The 19,330-nt window shown below is 66.1% G+C and carries 16 protein-coding genes; 9 read left to right on the top strand and 7 right to left on the bottom strand.

Annotated elements, in window-relative coordinates; all coding sequences use genetic code 11:
* The first annotated feature begins 53 nt into the window (after positions 1 to 53).
* From AC1VXC_RS09330 to lpxH, 8 genes are all read left to right on the top strand, one after another.
* Positions 54 to 1,709, top strand: coding sequence for a M48 family metalloprotease (locus tag AC1VXC_RS09330; RefSeq protein WP_313173796.1), 1,656 nt, complete (start codon positions 54 to 56; stop codon positions 1,707 to 1,709).
* Positions 1,710 to 1,821: 112 nt separating this feature from the next.
* A complete protein-coding gene (gene phoB / locus AC1VXC_RS09325) occupies positions 1,822 to 2,511 on the top strand; it encodes a phosphate regulon transcriptional regulator PhoB (protein WP_282269705.1) in 690 nt (229 codons plus the stop codon).
* Positions 2,512 to 2,592: 81 nt separating this feature from the next.
* Positions 2,593 to 3,933: a phosphate regulon sensor histidine kinase PhoR gene (gene phoR, locus AC1VXC_RS09320; RefSeq protein WP_313173795.1), complete on the top strand. Its 1,341-nt coding sequence runs from the start codon at positions 2,593 to 2,595 to the stop codon at positions 3,931 to 3,933.
* Positions 3,930 to 6,017 carry a polyphosphate kinase 1 gene (ppk1, locus tag AC1VXC_RS09315; protein ID WP_481539004.1) on the top strand — a complete coding sequence of 696 codons (2,088 nt, stop codon included), beginning with the start codon at positions 3,930 to 3,932 and terminating at the stop codon, positions 6,015 to 6,017. Before phoR ends, ppk1 begins: the two co-directional genes overlap by 4 nt.
* A 205-nt stretch (positions 6,018 to 6,222) precedes the next feature.
* Entirely contained in the window at positions 6,223 to 7,749 is a 1,527-nt protein-coding gene (gene ppx / locus AC1VXC_RS09310) for an exopolyphosphatase (protein ID WP_481539005.1), read from the top strand.
* Between the two features lie 174 nt (positions 7,750 to 7,923).
* Entirely contained in the window at positions 7,924 to 9,063 is a 1,140-nt protein-coding gene (locus tag AC1VXC_RS09305; RefSeq protein ID WP_313173792.1) for a glycosyltransferase family 4 protein, read from the top strand.
* Positions 9,044 to 9,586, top strand: coding sequence for a phosphatase PAP2 family protein (locus tag AC1VXC_RS09300; protein ID WP_313173791.1), 543 nt, complete (start codon positions 9,044 to 9,046; stop codon positions 9,584 to 9,586). The genes AC1VXC_RS09305 and AC1VXC_RS09300 overlap by 20 nt, the downstream gene beginning before the upstream one ends.
* 20 nt (positions 9,587 to 9,606) lie before the next feature.
* Positions 9,607 to 10,347, top strand: a complete 741-nt coding sequence (gene lpxH / locus AC1VXC_RS09295) for a UDP-2,3-diacylglucosamine diphosphatase (protein WP_481539006.1) — start codon at positions 9,607 to 9,609, stop codon at positions 10,345 to 10,347.
* 288 nt (positions 10,348 to 10,635) lie between these two features.
* On the opposite strand, the gene AC1VXC_RS09290 is transcribed toward lpxH, so the two are convergent.
* The 7 genes from AC1VXC_RS09290 to AC1VXC_RS09260 all read right to left on the bottom strand — a co-directional run bounded on the left by AC1VXC_RS09290 (position 10,636) and on the right by AC1VXC_RS09260 (position 17,999).
* Positions 10,636 to 11,094, bottom strand: a complete 459-nt coding sequence (locus tag AC1VXC_RS09290) for a COG3650 family protein (RefSeq protein WP_313495237.1) — start codon at positions 11,092 to 11,094, stop codon at positions 10,636 to 10,638.
* Positions 11,095 to 11,358: 264 nt separating this feature from the next.
* Complete coding sequence (locus AC1VXC_RS09285) at positions 11,359 to 12,129, bottom strand: ferritin-like domain-containing protein (protein WP_313495251.1); 771 nt, start codon at positions 12,127 to 12,129, stop codon at positions 11,359 to 11,361.
* 171 nt (positions 12,130 to 12,300) lie between these two features.
* On the bottom strand, positions 12,301 to 13,767 hold the full coding sequence (purF, locus tag AC1VXC_RS09280; RefSeq protein WP_313173787.1) for an amidophosphoribosyltransferase: 1,467 nt from the start codon (positions 13,765 to 13,767) through the stop codon (positions 12,301 to 12,303).
* 29 nt (positions 13,768 to 13,796) lie between these two features.
* Complete coding sequence (locus tag AC1VXC_RS09275) at positions 13,797 to 14,531, bottom strand: CvpA family protein (RefSeq protein WP_481539007.1); 735 nt, start codon at positions 14,529 to 14,531, stop codon at positions 13,797 to 13,799.
* Positions 14,532 to 14,591: 60 nt separating this feature from the next.
* Entirely contained in the window at positions 14,592 to 15,611 is a 1,020-nt protein-coding gene (locus AC1VXC_RS09270) for an SPOR domain-containing protein (RefSeq protein WP_481528497.1), read from the bottom strand.
* Between the two features lie 66 nt (positions 15,612 to 15,677).
* Positions 15,678 to 16,952, bottom strand: coding sequence for a bifunctional tetrahydrofolate synthase/dihydrofolate synthase (folC, locus tag AC1VXC_RS09265; RefSeq protein WP_481539008.1), 1,275 nt, complete (start codon positions 16,950 to 16,952; stop codon positions 15,678 to 15,680).
* Positions 16,953 to 17,354: 402 nt separating this feature from the next.
* Entirely contained in the window at positions 17,355 to 17,999 is a 645-nt protein-coding gene (locus AC1VXC_RS09260) for a histidine phosphatase family protein (RefSeq protein WP_313173783.1), read from the bottom strand.
* A 298-nt stretch (positions 18,000 to 18,297) separates the two neighbouring features.
* Between AC1VXC_RS09260 and AC1VXC_RS09255 the strand changes: the two genes are divergently transcribed.
* On the top strand, positions 18,298 to 19,170 hold the full coding sequence (locus AC1VXC_RS09255; RefSeq protein WP_481539009.1) for a type II toxin-antitoxin system RelE/ParE family toxin: 873 nt from the start codon (positions 18,298 to 18,300) through the stop codon (positions 19,168 to 19,170).
* The last annotated feature ends 160 nt before the right edge of the window (positions 19,171 to 19,330 follow it).

Raw genomic sequence — 19,330 nt, 5'->3', positions numbered from 1 at the left:
CGGCGCCGTGCTTACCGGTCATCCTCCGCCCTGCCACTTCTGGAGTTTCCTGCTTGCGCACCCTGCTGCTCGCCACTGCCGTCACCCTGGCGCTTGCCGCGCCCCTGTCGCACGCCGATGACACCAAGCTGCCGGACATCGGCTCCTCGGCCGGCGAGCTGCTGACCCCGGCACGGCAGGCCGAGTACGGCGGGATGATGCTGCGCGAACTGCGCAACTACGGCTATCTGCTGGACGATCCACTGGTCGACGACTGGCTCGGCACCATGGGCACACGGCTCGGCTCCAACAGTGCCCAGCCGCAGCAGAAGTACACGTTCTTCATGATGAAGGACCGCCAGATCAACGCCTTTGCCACCTTGGGCGGTTACATCGGCATGAATGCTGGTCTGGTGTTGACCGCCGAGCGCGAGGACGAGGTCGCCGCGGTGCTGTCGCACGAAATCTCGCATGTCACCCAGCAACATGTGCTGCGTGGAGTGGAGCGCGCCCAGCGCGACCAGATCCCGATCCTGCTCGGCATGCTGGCGGCGGTGATCGCCGCGCAGCAGGCCGGTGGCAACTCCTCCGGCGACGCCACCATGGCCGCGATCACCTCCGGCATGGGCCTGATGCAGCAGCGCCAGATCAATTTCACCCGCTCCAATGAGTCCGAGGCCGACCGTCTCGGCATCCGTACCCTGGCCCGCAGCGGCTACGACGTGGATGCGATGGCCGGCTTCTTCGAGCGCATGTCGGCGGCGATGCGTGGCAATGAAGGCGGTTATTCCACGCCGGATTTCCTGCGTACCCACCCGGTCAACATCACCCGCATCAGCGAGGCCAAGGCCCGCGCCGAGCAGATGAAGAAGGACACGGTGCTGCTGACCACGCAGACGCCGACCGGCATCCTGCAGGAGCGTGTGGATCCTTCCGCACCCGACACCAGCGCCAGCCCCTTGAGCGGCGGCAATCCACTGCTGCCGGCCGGCCTGCAGCTGTCCCTGCCCGGCACCAGCTTGCCACGCGGCCCGACCGGCCAATTCGACTGGGCCCGCGAGCGCCTGCGCGTGCTCAGTGCGCCCACTCCGTCGGAACTGGTCCGCGAATACGAAGGCCTCAAGCGCAGCCAGAAGGATGGCCTGACCGACCCGCAGCGTTACGGCGTGGCCATCGCACGTCTGCGCGATGGTGGCGCCGGTGGCGTTACCCAGGCCCTGCCCGAACTGCAGCAACTGCTGCAGCAATACCCGGACAACCTGTGGGTGAACCTGGCCCTGGGCGAGGCCGAATCGCGCAGGGGACAGCACGAAGAGGCCAACAAGCGCTTCGACGCCCTGCTCAAGCGCCTGCCGCAGAGCCGGCCGGTGGCCTTGACCTATGCGCGCATCCTCAATGAACAGGGCGGCGTCGCGGCCGGCCAGCGCGCGCAGGCCATGTTGCGGCCACTGCTGGCCCGTTCCAGCGACGACCCGGTGTTCCAGACCACCTTTGCCCGTGCCAGCGAACTGGCCGGCGACAGCACCCGCGCCAGCGAAGCCTATGCCGAGGCCGCTTACCTGAACGGTCGCCCGGAACAGGCGCTGATCCAGTTCCAGGCCCTGCTCAAGCAGCCGGGACTGGACTATGTCAGCCGTGCCCGGGTGGATGCCCGCATCGAATCGATCATGCCAACCGTGCTGGAAATGCGTCGCCTCGGCGTCCACGACCCGGAAATGTCACGCAACTGAACCCGTGGCTGACAAACGGCCGGGATTGCCGCCTGTCCATGTCACAAACCCGTCATCAAACCGTAGTCTACTGAGCACATCCCTTATTGATGGGCATTCCGGTAGGCGCCACGTGCAGAAACGTATCCTGATTGTCGACGACGAACCCGCGATCCGTGACATGGTCGCCTTCGCCCTGCGCAAGGGCGAGTACGACCCGGTCCATGCCGGCGACGCACTCGAAGCGCAGACCGCCATTGCCGACCGGGTACCGGACATGATCCTGCTGGACTGGATGCTGCCCGGCACCAGCGGCCTGGAACTGGCCCGCCGCTGGCGCAAGGAAGTCCTGACCCGCGACGTGCCGATCATCATGCTCACCGCACGCGGCGAAGAAAATGACCGCGTCGGTGGCCTGGAAGCCGGCGTCGACGACTATGTGGTCAAGCCGTTCTCGGCACGCGAACTGCTGGCCCGCATCCGTGCGGTGATGCGCCGCACCCGCGACGATGACGAAGACGGCAGCGTCGGCGTTGGCAACATCCGCATCGACGGCGCCGCCCACCGCGTCTTCGCCGGCGATGTTCCGGTGCCGATCGGCCCCACCGAATACCGCCTGCTGCACTTCTTCATGACCCACCCCGAACGCGTCTATACCCGTTCGCAACTGCTGGATCATGTCTGGGGCGGCAGCGTGTACGTGGAAGAACGCACCATCGATGTGCATATCCGCCGCCTGCGCAAGACGCTGGAACCGTTCGGCGCCGAGAACATGGTGCAGACCGTGCGCGGTGCCGGCTACCGTTTTTCCGCCGCCACCTGAACGGCGGCGGCCGCGCGGCTGCAAGCGATGCTATAACCCGGGATACCCCCGACGGATCCCTCCCGTACCACCGAGAGTGCAATGCCCCGCCAATTCCGATCTGCCTGGTTGAAGACGCTGGCCACCGTGGCCGCGTTGTTGTTGCTGGCATGGGGGCTGGGCGCGTTGCTGGGGCATCCCGCGCTGGTGGTGGCACTCGCCGCCCTGGCGATCCTGGCCTGGCATTACTGGCGATTGCGCCAATTGCTGCTGCGGCTGACCGCACGCCAACGCTGGGACAGCCCTGCAGGCGTCGGCGTCTGGAACGAGCTGGACCGCCTGCTCTCGCGCAACCAGCAGGAAATGCGTGCACGCAAGCGGCGCCTGGTCGAGATGCTGCGCAGCTACCGCGCCGCCGCCGCCGCGCTGCCGGATGCGGTGGTGGTGGTCGACCGCAACACCCAGCGCGTGCAGTGGTTCAACGAGGCCGCCACCACCCTGCTCGGCCTGCAGCACCCAGCCGACATGGAGGCTGCGCTGGTGCCGCGCCTGCAGCCGCTGCCGCTGGCCCATTGGCTGGCCGGTGGCCGCAATGCCGAACCCATTCTGGATGCCAACTCGCCGGTCGATCCGGCCATCCGCCTGCACATGCGCCTGATCCCCTACTCGGATCACCATTGGCTGCTGGTCGCGCGTGACGTGACCAAGCTGCTGCACCTGGAACAGGTACGCCGCGACTTCGTCGCCAACGTCTCGCATGAGCTGCGCACGCCACTGACCGTGGTGCATGGCTACCTCGACATGATGGACCCGGAGGATTTCCCCGACACCGGGCCGATGCTGTCGGAAATGCGCAAGCAATCTCAGCGCATGGCGCAGCTGGTCGAAGATCTGCTGACCCTGTCGCGACTGGAATCGCAGCAGCACACCGAGCTGGAAACCGTGGCCATGACCTCGATGCTGGCCTCGCTGCGGCGCGAAGCCGAGGCACACAGCCAGGGCCGTCACACCATCACCGTGGAAGACCAGGCTGGCGTGGACCTGGCGGGTTCCAACAAGGAACTGCACAGCGCCTTCTCCAACCTGCTGACCAATGCCGTGCGTTACACCCCGGCCGGTGGCCGCATCAGCCTGACCTTCAGCCGCGAAGGCAATGGCGCCGTATTGGCTGTCACCGATACCGGTTACGGCATCCCGGCCAACCATCTGCCGCGATTGACCGAACGCTTTTACCGCGTGTCCAGCAGCCGCTCGCGCGAAAGCGGCGGCACCGGCCTGGGCCTGTCCATCGTCAAACACATTCTTGGCCTGCACCAGGCACGCCTGGAGATCCGCAGCGAAGTCGGCCAAGGCAGCACCTTCGCCTGCCACTTTGACGCCGAGCATGTACGCCCGCGCAATGCATCCCCCTCGCCTTTGTCCATGGAAGACTTCCCGGCATGACCCCTCCTCCCCCGCCCCCCGCCACTCCCGCCGTCGGCACCGATCCGTTGCGTGATCCGTCGCTGTACATCAACCGGGAACTGTCACAGCTGGATTTCAACTTCCGCGTGCTGGCCCAGGCGATGGATGAGCAGGTGCCGCTGCTGGAGCGGCTGCGCTTCCTGTGCATCTCCTGCACCAACCTGGATGAGTTCTTCGAGATCCGTGCCGCAGCGGTACGCCATGCGCAGGAATTCGGCCTGCCGCCGGCACCGGACGGGATGAGCCCGCAGGCCATCCTCAACGCCATCCATGACCGCGCTGCCGAACTGGTGGACCAGCAGTACCGTTGCTGGAACCAGGTGCTGCGCCCGGCCCTTGGCGAGGCCGGCGTCGGTATCCTCGCCAACAAGAGTTGGACCACGCGCCAGCGCCGATGGCTGCGCGCCTATTTCCGCAACGAGATCATGCCGGTGCTGTCGCCGCTGGGCCTGGATCCGTCGCACCCGTTCCCGAAGATCCTCAACAAGTCGCTGAACATCGTCGTCGTGCTGAAGGGCACCGACGCCTTCGGTCGCGCCGGCCATCTGGCCCTGGTGCGCGCGCCGCGCTCGCTGCCGCGCATCATCCAGTTGCCAGAGTCGCTGGGCGGCCCGCAGAACTTCGTGCTGCTATCGGCGGTACTGTCGGCCTTCGTCGATGAGCTGTTCCCGGGCATGGATGTGCAGGGTGCCTACCAGTTCCGCGTCACCCGCAACTCCGAGCTGGTGGTGGACGAGGAGGAAGTCGAGAACCTGGCGCTGGCGCTGCGCGATGAGCTGGTCGACCGTGGCTACCGGCCGGCGGTGCGGCTGGAGATCGCCCACGACTGCCCCAAGCCGATCATGCAGACCCTGCTGCAGAACTTCGGCCTGTCGGAGAACGCGGCCTATCGCATCGACGGCCCGGTCAACCTCAACCGCGTCATCCAGGTGTATGACCTGCTGCAGCGGCCGGACCTGAAATACCCGCCGATGACCCCACGCGTGTTCAAGTCGCCCGAGGGCATCTTCGAAACCGCTGCGCAGGGCGACGTGCTGCTGCACCACCCGTTTGATTCCTTCAGCACCGTGCTGGAGCTGATCCGCGAAGCCGCGGTCGATCCCAACGTATTGGCGATCAAGCAGACCCTGTACCGCACCGGCAAGGACTCGGGCATTGTCGAAGCCCTGATCCTGGCCGCACGCAATGGCAAGGACGTCACCGTCGTGGTCGAACTGCGCGCGCGCTTCGACGAAGAAGCCAACCTCGGCCTGGCCGATCGCCTGCAGGATGCCGGCGTGCAGGTGGTCTACGGCGTGGTCGGCTACAAGACCCACGCCAAGATGCTGCTGATCGTGCGCCGCGAGGGCCGCAAGCTGCGCCGCTACGTGCACCTGGGCACCGGCAACTACCACAGCGGCACCGCCCGCGCGTATACCGACCTGAGCCTGATCACCGCCGATCCGGACATCGGCAACGATGTGCACCTGCTGTTCCAGCAGCTGTCCGGGCTGGCGCCGAAGATGAAGCTCAAGTGCCTGCTGCAATCCCCCTTCACCCTGCATGCCGGGCTGATCAAGCGCATCGAGCGCGAGACCCGGCTGGCACTGGAAGGCAAGCCGGCCCGCATCATCGCCAAGATGAACGCGCTCAACGAGGCGCAGGTGATCCGCGCCCTGTATGCCGCCTCGCAGGCCGGCGTGCAGATCGACCTGATCGTGCGCGGCGCCTGCACCCTGCGCCCGGGCGTGGAAGGTGTGTCGGACAATATCCGCGTGCGGTCGATCGTCGGCCGCTTCCTCGAGCACAGCCGGGTCTACTGGTTCGGCAACAACGGTGCCCCCGAGCTGTACTGCGCCAGCGCCGACTGGCTGGAACGCAACCTGCTGCGCCGCGTGGAAACCTGCTTCCCGATCCTGGATACCGATCTGTCCCGGCGCATCTACCGCGAGGTGCTGCAGAACTACCTGGACGACAACCTCAACGCCTGGGACCTGCAGGAAGACGGCCGCTACATCAAGTGCGAGCCAGCACCCGGCCAGCCTCCGCATTCGGCGCAACAGGCACTGATGGAAGGGCTCTGAGGCAGGAGCGAGAAGCCAGAAGTGAGAAAACAGGAGTGAGAAACGAGAAGGAGCAACGACAGCGCCCGCTGCCGCCTCATTTGTTGGCGGGACCGGGATTGAGGCCTCCCTCCGCGCCTGCCAGGGCAGCTGATTCTGGTCTTTCTCACTCCTCACTTCGCACTCCTCACTCCTCTTCACGCCCTACTACCGTTACCATTCCGCCATGCCCCAGTCTTCCCTGACCCCACCGCCCCTGCAGGACGGCGACCTGCTGGCCGCCATCGACCTGGGTTCCAACAGTTTCCACATGGTTATCGCGCGCTACCTGCTTGGGCAGCTGCGGGTGGTGGACCGCCTGCGCGAGACCGTGCGCATGGCCGACGGCCTGGATGGCAAAGGCGGGCTGTCGCCCGAGGCGCGCCAACGCGCGCTCGAATGCCTGGCCCGCTTTGGCCAGCGCATCCGCAACATCCCGCCTTACCGCGTGCGCGCCCTGGCTACCAATACCGTGCGCCAGCTGCGCTCACCGCTGTCGTTCCTGATGCCGGCCGAAACCGCGCTGGGCCACGCCATCGAAGTGGTCAGCGGCCGTGAAGAGGCGCGCCTGATCTACCTGGGCGTCGCCCATGCGCAGCCGCCCAAGCCCGACCAGCACCGGCTGGTGATCGACATCGGCGGCGGCTCCACCGAATTCATCATCGGCCAGGGCATGCAGACGCTGGAGCGCGAAAGCCTGCAGGCCGGCTGCATCGCCAGCACCCGTCGTTTCTTCCCGGGCGGCAAGCTGAGCAAGAAGCGCTGGAAGGATGCGCTCACCGAGATCGGCGCCGAGTTCCAGCCCTTCGCCAACAAGTACAAGGCATTGGGCTGGCAGGAAGCCTTGGGCTCGTCCGGCACCCACAAGGCGATCAGCGAAATCTGCGCGGCGATGAAGCTCAGCAAGGGCGCCATCACCGCCGAGGCGTTGCCGCAGCTGCGCGAGGAGCTGCTGCGCGCCAAGCACATCAACGACATCAACCTGCCCACCCTGTCCAACGAGCGCCGCCCGATCATTGCCGGTGGCGTGCTGGTGCTGGAAGCCGCCTTCCAGGCGCTGGGCCTGCAGAAACTGCTGGTCAGCAAGGCCGCGATGCGCGAGGGCATCCTCTACGACATCATGGGCCGCGCCAACGACAACGATCCGCGCGATGAATCGGTCGCCGCGCTGACCCAGCGTTACGCCATCGACGAGACCCAGGCGCAGCGCGTGGAAGCCACCGCGCAACGGCTGTTTGAACAGGTGGCCGACAGCTGGAAGCTGGACGTGGACGATGCGCGCATGCTCGGCTGGGCCGCACGCCTGCACGAGCTGGGCCTGATGATCGCCCACAGCGGTTATCACACCCACGGCAGCTACGTGATCGAGCATTCGGACATCGCCGGTTTCTCGCGCCAGGAGCAGCAGATGCTGGCGGCACTGATCCGCACCCACCGCCGCGGCATCTCCAAGACCGCGTTCGACGCCCTGCCCGACCGCCTGCTGCTGCCGGCCAAGCGCACCGCCGCGCTGCTGCGGCTGGCGGTACTGCTGCACCGCGCCCACGAACCCGATCCCATTCCAACGCTGGAACTGTCGGTGGATGGCAACACCTTGTCGCTGATCCTGGCCAAGGACTACATCGACGCCCGCCCGCTGCTGCGCGCGGACCTGGTCGGCGAAGCCGAAGGCATGACCGGGCTGGGCTTCAACTTCCGGCCATTCGTGGCCTGAGCGGGATCGGCAAGTACGACTGACGCTGGCGCCCGCGCCAACGCTGGACAGACAAGACCACGACCCGTTGCGGGCCGTGGTCTTCGCTCTTCAGGGCCGTCATAAAGCGGTCAGATCACAGTAACAGGTGCTTCATCGGCTACGCGCATCCTCGCCAAAAACCGGGAGCCAGCCATGCGCTTTGCGATCGTCACCGAGACCTATCCGCCGGAGGTCAATGGCGTTGCCTTGACCGTGCAGGGACTGGAGCACGGCCTGCGCAACCGCGGCCACGACGTCGATGTGGTGCGCCCACGCCAGCAGCAGGACGGCACCGGCGCCGCCCATGAGCTCCTGGTACGCGGCGCCGGCCTGCCACGCTATCCCGGCCTGCGCTTCGGCCTGCCGGCACCGCTGCTGCTTGCACGCCAGTGGCAACAACTACGCCCGGATGCAATTTACGTGGCCACGGAAGGCCCGTTGGGATGGTCGGCGATGCGCACCGCGCGGCGGCTGGGCATCCCGGTCGCGTCGGGCCTGCACACGCGCTTTGATGAATACCTGCCCGACTATGGCGCTGCCTGGTTGCAGGGCACCGCACTGCGCTGGATGCGCCGCTTTCACAATCAGGCAGAAGCCACCTTGGTCCCCACCCGCGAGTTGCAGCAGTTCCTTCTGGACAACGGTTTCTCCCGAGCGCGGTTGCTCGCGCGCGCGGTGGATGGCAGTCAGTTCGACCCAAACAAACGCGACGCTGCGCTGCGTGCCGACTGGGGCATCGAAGGCGAAGGCTTTGCGGTGATCCATGTCGGCCGCATCGCCGCAGAGAAGAACCTGGGGCTGGCAATCAAGGCGTTCCGCCGCATCCAGCAACACCGGCCGAAGGCACGCTTTGTCTGGGTCGGCGATGGCCCGATGCGGGCGAAGCTGGCCGAGCAGAATCCCGACTTCATCTTCTGCGGCGTGCAACGTGGCGAAGCCTTGGCCCGGCATTTCGCCAGCGCCGACCTGTTCCTGTTCGCCAGCCGCAGCGAAACCTTCGGCAACGTCACCCTGGAAGCCATGGCCAGTGGCGTGGCGACGGTCGCCTTCAACTACGGAGCAGCACGCGAGCACCTGCGCAGCGGCCATAGCGGGGTGGCGGTGGACACGGACGAGAACTTCATCGCCGCCGCCGTGCAGCTGGCCAACGATGAGGAAATGCGCACCACCCTTGGCGCCAACGCCAGCCGTGCGATGCAGCGCCTGCACCCGGAACAGGTGGTTGCCGAGTTCGAAGCCCTGCTCAGTGAACTGGCCTCCCGGAGACGCTGCCATGCCATTGCTGCCGCCTGAAGGAATCGCCGCACGCGAAGCACGCTGGTGCCGCCGGGCAAACCACTACGGCCGTCGGCGCGGCATCCGTCGCCTGTTCTCGGTGCTGAGTCGGCTTGGCGATGGCGTGTTCTGGTACATGCTGATGGGCGCGCTGGTACTGGCTGATGGACTGGACGGCCTGCAGGCGTCGGCACACATGGCCGCCACCGGCGTGCTGGCGCTGACCCTGTACAAGCTGCTCAAGCGCTGGACCCGGCGCCCGCGCCCATTTGCCGCCGACCTGCGCATCCGCGCCTGGGTGGCGCCGCTGGATGAATACAGCTTCCCGTCCGGCCACACCCTGCATGCGGTGTCATTCACCGTGGTGGCGCTGGCCTACTACCCGTGGTTGGCCCCCTTGCTGCTGCCCTTCACCCTCGGCGTAGCGCTGTCACGGGTGGTGCTGGGCCTGCACTACCCCAGCGACGTGCTGGCCGCCACCGCCATCGGGGTGCTGCTGGGAACCGGCTCACTGCAACTGCTGGCGCTGTTCGCAGGCTGATCAGGCTCTACAATGCAGGCATGACAACGCTGTTCATCTCCGACCTGCACCTGGACCCCAGCCGTCCAGCCATCACCGAGCTGTTCCTCGACTTCCTGCGCGGCGAAGCGCGGCAGGCCGAGGCGCTGTACATCCTGGGCGACCTGTTCGAGGCATGGATCGGCGATGACACGCCTTCCAGCGCCGCCGATGCGGTCGCGCTGGCACTGCGTGAAGTCAGCGACGCCGGTGTGCCGGTGTACTTCATCCGCGGCAACCGCGACTTCCTGCTCGGTAACGACTATGCCGCCCGCGCCGGCATGCGCATCCTGCCGGACCCGTCGGTGATCCAGCTGTATGGCAAGCCGGTGCTGCTGCAGCACGGCGACCTGCTGTGCACCGACGACGTCGCCTACCAGGCGTTCCGTGCACAGACCCGCAACCCCGCCTTCATCGCCCAGTTCCTGTCGCAGCCGCTGGAAGCACGCGTCGCCTTCGCGCAGAAGGCCCGTGCCGCCAGCCAGGCGCATCAGTCGGAAATGAAGCAGGACGACAAGGCGACCTTTGAGACCGTCACCGATGTGGCCCCGGCCGAGGTGATTGCCACCTTCCAGCGTTACGGCGTGGACACGATGATCCACGGCCACACCCATCGCCCGGCAATCCATACCGTGAGCGCAGGCGAGCACAGCTTCACCCGTATCGTGCTGGGTGACTGGTATGAGCAGGGCTCGGTGTTGCGTGTGGATGCGGACGGCTTCCGGTTGGAAGCATTGGGCTGACGCTGCTTGTAGGAGCGGCGCAAGCCGCGAAGCGGGCACAAAAAGAACCGCCAGATATGGCTGCAGTTGCAGACCTGTTTGGCGGTTTTTGCATTTGTGGCTTCGCGGCTGACGCCGCTCCTACAAGGCTCGGCCATATGTTTTGTGGGAGCGGTGTGAGCCGCAAAGCTGACATAAAAAAACCGCCAGAGTTGGCTGCAATCGCAGACCTTTCTGACGGTTCTTGTTTTCATGGCTTCGCGGCTCACGCCGCTCCCACAAAATTCTTATTTTGATCAGGCGCTTGGGTCAGGGCGCTTCCACCGGTACCGATGGGTCGCGTGCACAGCCCTTGAAGGTATCCTTGCCCAGCACGAATTCGGCGGTGAACGGGTGTTTCAGGTCGGACATGCCGTCCGAGCACTCGGCACGCTGCAACGTCAGTTTGAACGCGTCCTTGCCCTCCCCGCCCTGTACCACCAACAAGCCGTCCTGCAGCGCGCGGCTGCCTTCCAGATGCAGCGGGCTGGCCTGGGTCTCCGGGGTGCTGTAATCGAGTTTTGCGCCATCGGCGCGCACGCTCCAGAACGGTTCGTTGCCGAAGGCCTGCACGATGACCGGGAAATCATCCTTGGCAGCCACAGCTTCAGGCGCCGCGACAGGCGCAACCGGGGCCGGCGCTGCAGCACTGGAACCGGCCGCAGGCTTGGAACCGTTGCATGCCGACAATGCCACTACCAGCGCGGCCAACGTAAGAATCTGCTTCATCGTTTTCTCCTTGATTGCACCGTTGCCGATCGAGAGCACAGTGACATGCGATTCGACCTGATGCTGGCGCATGCCCCTGCATCAGCCCGTGAAAGACACGGCTACGGAAAGCCGCATCTGCCGCGCCGATGTTGGAATGCGGCCGAGCTGGTCGTCAATCGGACATGGCCCGAGTTGCGGGAATCGTTCATCGTTGCGCCCTGCAATGCCTACGCGAGCAGTCGTCGCCAAAGACGTGGCGGCCTGCGTCACCGCGCGCGGCATTCAACCGGCTTGTTCAACCAGATAGTCAAGTTCGTCTTCATCAAAACCGGCCAACAAGCGCGCTTCCAGGTTGAAGGGCCCACGCAGGTAGCCGCCGGCGTACTCGCCCAGCAGTTCCTTGAAACGCTTGCGTGGCTCGACACCGGCGCGTGCGCAATGCCAGTGGTACCAGCGCGTGCCGGCAGCAACATGAGCCACCTCTTCACGCAGGATCACCTCCAGCACGTCAGCAGTCGTGGCATCACCCAACGAGCGCAGCTTGCTGATCATCGCCGGGGTGACATCCAGGCCACGTGCTTCCAGTACGCGCGGCACCAAGGCCATGCGTGCCAAACCGTCATGCGCGGTCTTCTCACACATTTCCCACAGGCCGTTATGGGCGGGGAAATCGGCATAGTCATGGCCATGTGCCAACAGCCGATCACGCAGCAGTACGAAGTGGCGCGACTCATCGTCGGCGCAGCTGACCCAATCGGCGTAGAAGCTGCCCGGCAGGCCGCGGAAACGATAGACCGCGTCCCAGGCCAGGTCGATGGCATTGAGTTCGATATGGGCGATGGCGTGGATGAAGGCGGCACGCCCATCCACGGAGCCAAGGCCACGACGCGGCAGGTCGCGGGGGTGCACCAGCACCAGTTGCGGCGGGCGACCCGGCGCGCGGATCGGTTCGGGTTCTGGCGCTTCTGCGGGCAGCTTCAAGGTGCCAGCGCGGTAGCGCGCGGCGTAGTGCTGGGTGAGCGCGACTTTCTCAAGTGGATCGACGGCGGCCATGCAGATGCAGGCGGCGTCGAGCAGGGAGAAGTCTGCTGCTTCGGGCGGCGATAGGTAGCTTGTGTCCGCAGCTGCAGGCTGTGCTTGTTGCCGGTTCATAGGTGCTCGCACATTGCTGCTTCGTTCTGCCCTCGCCCCAACCCCTCTCCCGCAGGGAGAGGGGCTTTCAGATCAGGCGCGGCGCTTGTTCTTGGCTTCATCCGAACGCAGCTGCTGGATGCGTTCGAAGTAACCCGGCTCGATGCCGGTGACGTACTCGCCGTTGAAGCAGGACGAATCGAACTCCTTCAGCTCCGGGTTGCCTTCGCGCACCGCGACTTCCAGGTCTTCCAGGTCCTGGTAGACCAGCCAGTCGCAGCCCAGGTGCTGCTCGATTTCCTCGACGCTGCGGTTGTGCGCGACCAGTTCCTCGGCAGCCGGCATGTCGATGCCGTAGATGTTGGGGTAACGCACCGGCGGCGCAGCGCTGGCCAGGTAAACCTTGCGGGCGCCGGCATCGCGTGCCATCTGCACGATCTGCTGGCTGGTGGTGCCACGGACGATGGAGTCATCCACCAGCAGCACCACGCGGTTGCGAAATTCCAGATGGATCGGGTTGAGCTTGCGACGCACGGACTTCACCCGCTCACCCTGGCCCGGCATGATGAAGGTGCGGCCGACGTAGCGGTTCTTGACGAAGCCTTCGCGGTACTTCACGCCGAGCACGTTGGACATCTCCAGCGCGGCATCGCGCGAGGTGTCGGGGATCGGGATGATGGTGTCGATGTCATGGTCCGGACGCAGGCGCAGGATCTTCTCGCCCAGTTTCTGGCCCATGCGCATGCGCGCCTTGTGCACCGACACGTTGTCCATCATCGAGTCGGGGCGTGCGAAATACACGTACTCGAAGATGCACGGCGTCTGCTGTGTGTTGGTCGCGCAGATCTCGGTGAACAGTTCACCGCGCTCGGTGATGACAACGGCTTCGCCCGGGGCGACATCGCGCATGCGCTCGAAGCCGAGCACGTCCAGCGCCACCGATTCGGAGGCCACGGCGTACTCGATGCCTTCGGCATGCTCGCGCTTGCCCAGCACCAGCGGACGGATGCCGTGCGGGTCACGGAAGGCCACCAGGCCCAGGCCCAGCACCACGCTGACCACGGCATAGCCGCCCTTGCAGCGGCGGTGCACGCCGGCCACGGCACGGATCGCCGCTTCCGGGGTCAGCATGCGCTGTGCGTCCAGCTCGTAGGCGAACACGTTCAACAGCACTTCGCTGTCCGAATCGGTATTGATGTTGCGGCGGTCGGCCTCGAACACCTGGCGACGCAGTGCCTCGGTATTGATCAGGTTGCCGTTGTGCGCCAGCGCGATGCCGTACGGCGAGTTGACGTAGAACGGCTGCGCCTCGTCGGTGCCTTCCGAGCCTGCGGTCGGGTAACGCACATGGGCGATGCCGATGCGGCCCTGCAGCAGCGCCATGCGGCGCTCGTCGAAAACATCACGGACCAGGCCGTTGGCCTTTTCCACCCGCAGGCGGGTGCCGTCGGCGGTGGCGATACCGGCGGCATCCTGGCCACGGTGTTGGAGGACGGTCAGGCCGTCATAAAGCTGCCCGGCGACGTTCTGGTTGCCGACGATTCCGACGATGCCACACATGTTGCGCGATCTCCGCTGGGCGATGCCCGTTAACGTGAAGGTGGCCGTGCCTGGCCTTGAGGCTCAACCCTTATCGGCTTGAGTTGACCCGGGCGCACCTGCGCCGGATCGATGTTGGAGGGCAACGCCCCCGCCGGGTCAGCTCGGCTTCCTTCTGCGCTGCGTTGGCGGGGATCAAAACGCGTCCCTTCCAACGGCACCGGTAGCAAGCCACTGCCCGCATCTGCTTCGTTCGGTCCGCCATTATCGCCTGCCAGCACCGACTTACCCAAGTCCATCAGCGCCATTGCCGGCGATTCAGGTGGATGCGGCAGCTTTTCACGCAGCCAATCGGCCGTCGGCTGCAGCCACGGCACCACGCTGGACTGGCGCCAGCCCGGTTCCTGGGGCATGGAGGTGAAGCCCAGCAGCAGTACCGCCAGCACCGCGAACAGCACGCCGCGCACAATGCCCAGGGCCAAACCCAGCAAGCGATCAGGCAATTTCAGCAGCACGGTGGCATCGACGACGCCGCGCAGCAGGCGCCCGACCAGGGTCGCCGCCAGCAGCACACCGATGAATACCAACAGATAGCCGCCTGCGTAGTCGCCAGCACTCGGCGTGGCTTGATCAGCCAGCATCAAGGCAGCGCGCTCGCCGTAGTAAAACGCCGCTGCACCGGCCAGCAGCCAGTTCAGCACGCCGAGCACGGTCGCCAACAGCCCGCGCATCAACCCGAACAACGCCGATACGCCGATCAGCGCCAACAGCAGCAGATCAATCACTGCACGCCCCGCCCGTACGGCACAGGGGGACGCGCTTGCCCAGCCGGGTCTGGCGACGCATCAAGGATGCGGGCGGACCATTCCGGCGACGCCGACCTTGGCCGCGACCTGCGCCTTGAGCTGCTCGGCCTGGTCACGGCTTGCCACCGGCCCGACACGGACACGGTTGAGCACGCCGTTGTCGGTGCGTACCTGCTCAACGAAAGCACTGAAGCCGGCAGCACGCGCGCGGTCACGCAGCGCATTGGCATCGGCAGCCTGGCCGAAGGCACCCAACTGCACGGCAAAGCCAACCCCGCTGGCGGCCGGCGCAGCCGGGGTGGCGACGGCCGGCTTGGCCGGCGTTGCCGCAACCGGCCGGGCCGGTTCAGGCTTTGGTGCTTCCGGCTTGGCCGCAGGCTTGGGTTCGGGCTTGGGGGCGGCGACCACCGGCTTGGCAGGCTCCGGCGGCAAGGCCTCGGTGCGTACCGGTGCGGAGGTGGCTGCAGCGGTAGCGGTGCTGCCGGCTGCCGGCGTGGCGGCGGGTGCCGGAACGGCGTTCTCGGCCGCAGCGTTGAGCACCACCACCTGCGCGTTCACGTCGTTGCGGACCTTGCCGGCTTCCAGCCGCACCAGCTCCGCCTGGGCACGATCGGCATACGGACCGATGCGCACACGCCAAGCCTGGCGACCATTGATGGTGTCGGCCTGGCGGAAGCCCGGCAGGTTGGACTTCTTCAGGTGTGCGATCACCGCATCGGCGTCAGCCTCGCTGCCATAGGCACCAAAGTTGACCGCGTAATTGCCGGCGGCGGTCGCCGCTGGCAAGCCATTGGCCGGCGGCTCGACCGCGGTGGCCACGCCGGTTTCCGGCTGTGCGGCGGGCATGCCCACGGCGCCCCCGGCCGGTGCGCCAGGCGCCACCAGCGGCAGTTCGCGGGTTTCAAACTGGCCTTCGGCCGGTGCCGCAGGCGCGCTCAATGGCACGTCCTGTACGCCACTGTCCGGTGCGGGCCCTTTGACCAGCATCGGCAGGAAAATCACGGCAAGCGCCACCAGAACGATGGCACCAATCAGTCGCTGTTTCAGAGGAGTTTCCACAATTGGCGTATGCGCGGCGCGGCGGAGTGCCCCGGTGATTATATGCGGGGCACGCGTGGCAGCGTCTCAGTCAGCTGAACGGAGTACCGGCAGCGCCTCGGCCACCGTATGGAAGGAGCCGAATACCAGCACCCGGTCGCCAGGCCGGGCCTGGGCCAATGCGGTGTCCAGCGCCCCGCTGACGTTGGCGGACAGATTGGCCTCGGCGGCATGGGTCTGCGCCAAGCGTTCGCGCAGGTGCGCGGCGGTCTGTCCGCGCGCACCTTCCAACCCGGCCAGGAACCAGCCATCGACCTGGGGCTGCAGGGCTTCCACCACTCCCGCAGCGTCCTTGTCGGCCAGCGCGGCGTACACCGCCAGCGTGCGGCCCTGCGCCGGCTCGCCCTTCAATGCAGTGGCCAGCGCAGCAGCGGCCTGCGGGTTGTGGCCGACATCCAGCAAGACGTCCACACCGCCGCGCCGGAAGCGCTGCAGGCGCCCGGTGATCCGTGCTTCGGCAATGCCCTGCGCCCACGCAGTGCGCGGCACCGGCTTGTCCAGGGCGCGCAACGCCGCCACCGCGGTGGCGGCATTGTTACGCTGGATCGGCGCCCACAAGGCGGGCTGCGGCAGCTCCAGGCGGAACGCGACATCACGCCAGCGCCACAGTTCGCCATCAATGTCCTCGGCGAAGAAGTCGCTGCCGAAGCGGATCGCATTGGCACCAAGCACGTAGGCGCGGCGCAGCACGCTGGAGGGCGGATCGATCTCGCCGAGGATCACCGGCTTCCAGCCGCGGATGATGCCGGCCTTCTCCAGGCCGATGGCTTCGCGGTCGGCACCCAGCCAATCGGCGTGGTCGATGTCGACGGTGGTGATCACCGCGACATCGGCGTCGATGATGTTGACTGCGTCCAGCCGTCCACCGAGGCCGACTTCAAGCACGGCCAAGTCCAGGCCGGCCTGCTGGAACAGCCACAGCGCACACAAGGTGCCGTATTCGAAATAGGTCAATGCGGTGTCGCCACGGGCGTCTTCGACCGCATTGAAGCCGGCTACCAGGCTGGCGTCATCCACATCCTTGCCATCGATGCGCACGCGCTCGTTGTAGCGCAGCAGGTGTGGCGAGGTGTAGGCACCTACCTTCCACTCCGCGGCACGGGCGATGGACTCGATGAAGGCCACGGTCGAACCCTTGCCATTGGTGCCACCGACCACGATGCAGTGCTCGGCCGGCCGCCCCAGCTGCATACGCTCGGCAACCTCGCGCACGCGCTCCAAGCCCATTGCGATGGCTTGCGGGTGCTGCTGTTCGATATGGGCGAGCCACTGTTCAAGCGTGGCGGGACGGACGGAAGACATGCGAAGGACTCTCGGGATCATGGGCCGGCACTGGAAGCCGGCTGCGCGTTGCGCGCGGGAATGGTGCCCATGATACAGCGGCGGCTACACGCGGCCGCCAAGCTTCCCGGCATGTCAGGCCGGGACTGCGTGTAGTGCCGAGCCATGCTCGGCAGGGGCTTCACCAGCAAACCGTCAGCCCCAGCCAATTAGTGCGAACGGCGTAAGCCGCGAAGCCACAGCAGGATCAGAAGCGGTAAGGCCAACCCCTCCCCAGCCCTCCCCTTCGCTACGCGAAAGGGAGGGGGTAACTGCAGCAAAGGGAGGGGCTGTAGTGCCGAGCCATGCTCGGCAGGAACTTCACCGGTAGAGCCTCAGCCGAGCATGGCTCGGCACTACCCAAAGCGGAGTACAGGGACCCGATTACAGCGCGCGGTGCTTGGCTTCACCAAAGAACGGCGTGTGGTGGGCACAGTCGTTCAGGCGAACCACTTCCAGATGCTCGACATCCGGGCCTTCCAGCAGGTTCAAGGTGGTCGGCGCCTGACGGAAGCTCCACAGCTTGGAAATCGGCAGGCCGAGGACCTTGCACAGAATGACGCGGTTGACCGCGTCATGCGCGACCACCAGCAAGGTGTCATCTTCACCCAGACCTTCGGCAGCAGCGGTCAGGCCACGCCAGCTGCGGTCCAGCACCTGACGCAGCGATTCGCCACCAGGCATCAGCACGGTATCGGGTTCCTCGCGCCAGGCACGCAGGCGTGCGGGGTCCTTCTCGTCGATCTCGCTGGCGAGCAGGCCTTCCCACTCGCCGTGGGCGATTTCCTGCAGGTCCGGCTCGGTCAGCAACATGGATTCGCGTGCGCTGCCCAATGCGGCCTTGGCGGTGGCCTGCGCACGGCTCAGTGGCGAGGCCACGGCGCGGGTGATCTGCACGTCGGCCAGCCGCTCGCCCAAGGCCTTGGCCTGGGCCTCACCCACCGGTGAGAGGGGAATGTCGATCTGGCCCTGGTAGCGGCCTTCGGCGTTCCACGGCGTTTCGCCGTGACGGGCAAGCAGGATGCGCATGCAGCTGTTTCCATTGAGGTGGGGGTACCCGCCAGCTGTCCGCGGCGGGAGGGGCATCATAGCCCGACCGTGCACTGATACCGCCCACGGTTACCTTCGATACGGATCCGGCACCCGCAACTGACCCGACTGTATCCACGGTTTGCCGCCGCAGTCCGATAAGACTGCCCCGATACCCGGCAACACCACCGACGGCACGGTTGCGCGCCGGGCGCAGGCGTTACCATGCCGGTTCCCTATCGGTGGCACGGCGTGACTTCCGCACGAGGGCAGCAACTTCAAGGCCCCAGAACGCGGCATGACCAGCACCCCCAGTTCTCCCAAGCAGTTCAAATTCAAGCTCTGGCATGAACGCCGCGACCGCTGGATTGCGGTGCTGGTCACTGCGATCCTGCACCTGCTGATGCTGCTGCTCCTGCTGTACTCCAATCCACCCGTGGTTTCCTCACCGCAAGGCTCCTCCGGCGGCGGCCGGACCAAGGTCGATTTCGTCGGCGAAGCACCGCCGTCCACAGAGCAGAGCAAGGTGCCGCCCAAGGACTTGCCCAACAAGACCACCCGCTCGCAACCCAAGCCGACCACGCAGCGGCGCAGCGAGGAGCGCAAGCCGGTAGCGGAAGCCCGTTACATCGAGCCGCCAAGCGAACCGGAGCAGGAAGAAACCAAGACCCAGGAACTGGCCCAGACCCCGGCCGCGCCAGCAGCGGCGGCCAGTCCGTCGGAAACCGTGCCACGTCGTCCTCAGACCTGGACCGGACGCCCACCCGGTTCGCTGGACAGGACCACCGCGCCGGACGACCACGGCCGCTCCTCCGACCAGGGCAATGACAGCGGCAGGCGCATCGACCGCAGTGCCGGCGAGCCGGCCATGGAAGTGGGCGGCTACCAGATCATCTATGACCTGCTCAGCGAGGAGAAGCTGCGCACCTGGATGGCTGGTGCCAAAGAGGTCAATGGCAAGAAGGAACTGTCGATCCCGCTGCCCGGCACCACTTATCTGATGGTCTGCCCGGCCGAGGTGGCGTTGCGCCGTGGCTCCAGCCAGTGCCGCATGCTGCAGGCCGGTTCACCGGAGTTGCAGGACATTGGCGATGCGCGCGAGTTCGTCATCGTGATGTACGTCTATCGCTACGGTGAGCTGCTGTGGCGCGGGCCGGGGCCGTATCGCTGATGGGTAGTGCCGAGCCATGCTCGGCAGAGGCTTCACCGGTAATGCCAAACCTGTAGTGCCGAGCCATGCTCGGCAGGGGCTTTGCCGGTAGAGCCCTTGCCGAGCATGGCTCGGGCCTACAGTCGCCACGCCTCCGCACCCTCAGGCGGCCAAACCCTCC

The organism is Stenotrophomonas sp. STEN033 (assembly GCF_056856655.1).
The sequence above is the reverse complement of the archived record's forward strand: the minus strand, read 5'-3'. Positions and strand labels throughout refer to the sequence as shown.